Annotated in this window: 5 protein-coding genes; 4 read left to right on the forward strand and 1 reads right to left on the reverse strand. The window is 70.3% G+C overall.

The genetic code is table 11. The features are described 5' to 3' along the window. From RIN75_RS43920 to RIN75_RS43930, 3 genes are all read left to right on the forward strand, one after another. Nucleotides 1-428 (forward strand): DNA cytosine methyltransferase (locus RIN75_RS43920; protein ID WP_309118044.1); only part of this gene is annotated, 428 nt, incomplete at its 5' end. 40 nt (nucleotides 429-468) lie between these two features. After that, nucleotides 469-999, forward strand: a complete 531-nt coding sequence (locus RIN75_RS43925; protein WP_309118045.1) for a hypothetical protein — start codon at nucleotides 469-471, stop codon at nucleotides 997-999. 40 nt (nucleotides 1,000-1,039) lie between these two features. Next, complete coding sequence (locus RIN75_RS43930; RefSeq protein ID WP_309118046.1) at nucleotides 1,040-1,306, forward strand: GlsB/YeaQ/YmgE family stress response membrane protein; 267 nt, start codon at nucleotides 1,040-1,042, stop codon at nucleotides 1,304-1,306. A gap of 82 nt (nucleotides 1,307-1,388) precedes the next feature. On the opposite strand, the gene RIN75_RS43935 is transcribed toward RIN75_RS43930, so the two are convergent. Next, nucleotides 1,389-2,510: a DUF2786 domain-containing protein gene (locus tag RIN75_RS43935; protein ID WP_309118047.1), complete on the reverse strand. Its 1,122-nt coding sequence runs from the start codon at nucleotides 2,508-2,510 to the stop codon at nucleotides 1,389-1,391. A gap of 72 nt (nucleotides 2,511-2,582) precedes the next feature. Between RIN75_RS43935 and RIN75_RS43940 the strand changes: the two genes are divergently transcribed. After that, entirely contained in the window at nucleotides 2,583-3,245 is a 663-nt protein-coding gene (locus RIN75_RS43940) for a hypothetical protein (protein WP_309118048.1), read from the forward strand. The last annotated feature ends 134 nt before the right edge of the window (nucleotides 3,246-3,379 follow it).

The raw sequence follows: 3,379 nt of genomic DNA on the forward strand, positions 1-3,379 counted from the left end.
ACCTGCACATCGGCCGCAACCCGACCGCCCTGTCACTGGAGCGCTACCGCAACATCCCACCCGGCGGCGGCCGCTTCGACCTCCCCGAACACCTCCTGCCCCGCTGCTGGCGCGAGAAGAAGACGGGGACCACGGACGTCATGGGCCGGATGCGCTGGGACGAACCGTCCCTCACCATCCGCACGGAGTTCTACAAGCCCGAGAAGGGCCGCTACCTGCACCCCGAACACGACCGCCCGATCACCCACCTGGAAGCCGCGCGCCTGCAGTCCTTCCCCGACGACTTCGAGTGGTGCGGCACGAAGATCGAGGTCGCCCGCCAGATCGGCAACGCCGTCCCCCCCACCCTCGCCCGCGCCATCGCCAACCACCTAAAACCCTTCTTGACCAGCGACTTCTGTTCTTCCGACGACTGCCCACTCTGCTGACCCGCGTGGACTGTCGTACCCCCGTCGTAGCTTGATCAGCATGACGACGACCACGTACGAAACCCAGACCCGCATCGGCACCACCACCTACCTCCTTCGCGCGGCGGCCGACCCGGACCTGTCCATGGAGCTGACCGGGATCGACACGTCCGGAGCGACGGTGGCCGAGGGCACCCTCAGACTGCCCGCGGACGCCAGTGCGACGGTCGGCCGCCTGTTGGCCCAAGTCCTGGAAGCCCTGGGCAAGCTGGGCGCCCCGCCACCGCGCTCTCCCCGCTCCCGCCCCGCCAACGCCAACCACCCCTGGACCGACGACCTCGACGCCCACCTCCGCGCCACCTGGCTCTCCGCCTCACCACTCACCCCGACCACCGACCTGATCCGCACCCTCGCCCGCGACCACCAACGTTCTGCCACCTCCATCCGAGCCCGCCTGGCCAAGGTGGGTTGCGACCCCGACATCCCCGGCCGGCTCCTGTCCCCGGAGGCGGCCGACGTCCTGGGAGTTCAGGGTCGGACTCAGGGCGTTCTCAGGGCTGAACCCGATTCGCCCGGGGGAGGTGTCGAGTGATGCTCGAGGTGACGGCGCACCATCGAGGAGGGGACCCCACGTGGAGATCACCGGCATCATCTCGGCCTTGTTCATCGGCATCGCGATCGGCGGCCTGGGCCGCCTGGTCGTTCCGGGCAGGCAACGCATCTCCCTGCTGATGACGATGCTGGTCGGCATCGCGGCGGCCCTGCTGGGCACCTTCGCGGCGTCGATCATCGGCGTGGACCACACCAGCGGCATCGACTGGATCGAACTGGCCCTCCAGGTAGGCCTGGCCGGTGCCGGCGTAACCGTCCTCTCCAACCGCACCAAAACCCACGCCTGACAACCCTCGGGTACCCGCGCGCTGGGCCGACCCACATCGGCCCAGCGCACCTCCGGGGGACAACCGTCAGACCCGGCGCGGCTCAGGGACGGCGCACGTCGAGGTCTGCCCGGTTCGCCGCCGCACGCCCGGCATTCCACCCAGCCTCACTCCTGATCGGGGTGGACTTGGCGACCGTGCGAGCGAACAGGGTCGTGAAAAGCTGATCGACCGCCCGCTTCCGCTCCGCCAGCACGGGCAACAGCCGGTCGTCATCTGCCGGAGGTTCGTTCGCCGCCTTCAACCGCTCACCCACCCGGTGCGCGTACGACAGCAGGAACGACTTCCGGTACGCCAACGACCGGGCCTCGTCGCCCTTGCGCGCGCCCTCGCCCGCGGCCACCATCGCGCGGGTTGCCTGCACCAACAGGGAGGCCGACAGCAACTCGACGATCTCCAGATCCAGTTCCTCGCCGACCAACGCCACGAAACCCAGGTCGTACACCACAGCCCGGCACCGGTTCGCCTCCGCCACCACGTGCACGATCTGCGCCTTGCCGTCGAAGTACCGCTTGTCCAGCCACACCCGCCGGGACGCGGTGGTCGCCGCCTCGGTCGGCATCCGTTCCAGCGCGTGCCGCGTCACCAACTCCTGCGCCTTGGCCGACAGCGCCTCCGCCTCCTCCGGGTACGCCGTCGACTCGGCCTTCGCCAGCAACCCCCGCACCCGCTTGAGCACCTTGGGGTCCACGTGGTGGTGCGTCACATCGGCCAAGAGCGTCCCCGGTGGCGGCACGATCTGCGGCAGCACCGGCAGCGAAACCAACGCCGACAATGCCGCCACCACCACCGCCACGGCCTCGTCCAACACCTCGATGTGCCGAGCCGCCCACTGCGACAGGTAAGGCTCCGACGACTCCCACCACACGACCGCACCGACCGTCGCCGCCTGCTCCACCCACTCCGGGTGCAACGACCGGTACCCCGCCAACGTCCGCGCGATCGCGTCCACCACCACCGACTCGGCCCGCGGGTCCGCACCCCGCCGCACGACCTCGACCACGTCGACCGGCAGCCACCCGTGCTCCCACAGCCCACCGAGCACCCGGTCCAAAACGTCCCGCGCCGCACCGTCCACATCGGCCGCCGCCAGCCCGCCGGTGCGCGGCAGCGGGGCACGCCGGTTGGTCGCCGCCCGGAGGATCGCGTCGCGCAGGGTGTCCACGATCGGTGATTCTCCTCCCGCCGCGCGGTGTCGCTGCGCCCGGTGCGGCCGGGGACGTGCCAGCCTCGCGCGGTGAGCCGGAAGACACGCACCCGGCGGCCCATCGTGGTCGTCCATCGTCCACAGGGGACACCGCTGACCCCGGCCCAACGCCGCTTCATGGACCGCTGCCGCGCCCTGCCCCAACTCGACGACCCGCTCGACGCCGAGTTGACGGTCAGCACCGCCGTGTCCGACATCACCGCCGACGAGGAGTTCTGGGCCGGCGTCATCCACCACGCCACCACCCGCCCGACCCGCCGCAACGACCGCCTGCTCCGCCTCCTGGCCGCGATGCTCACCGGCCGACCCCGCGAATGGGCCGCCAACGCCGTCCCCGCCGCCGGCCCACCCCTGTCCGCCGCCGGTTCCTGGATCTGCGACCGCTCGCTGGACGCCGGCTACCTGGCCCTGCTCTGCACGTACCGCTTCACCGACGAACACGCCATGGTCTTCCTCATCGACGAACTGGCCGGCGGCGTGGTCCGCAAAGCCTTCGTCACCCGCAACGTCACCACCGCCCGCGCCCGCCTGGCCGACCAGGGCACCCTCCACCAGATCGGCCCCGAAGCCGCCCACTGGCTCCTCGCCAAGTCCTTCCACCGCCTGGACCGCAACCCGACCATCGAGGTGGACGAGGAAGTCCGCCGAACCCGCCTCCTGTCCGGCCGCCGCATAGCCCTGGCCTTCGGCTGACCGAGGCGGAAAAGAATGTGACCCGAACCACGAAAAAGGAAAACCGACAAAACGAGAAAGCCGGGTCCGCATTTAGCGAACCCGGCTCCCATGAAGTGCGCCGCCAGGGACTCGAACCCCGAACCCGCTGATTA

This window comes from Saccharothrix sp., from assembly GCF_031180885.1.
Classification (GTDB): Bacteria; Actinomycetota; Actinomycetes; order Mycobacteriales; family Pseudonocardiaceae; genus Actinosynnema.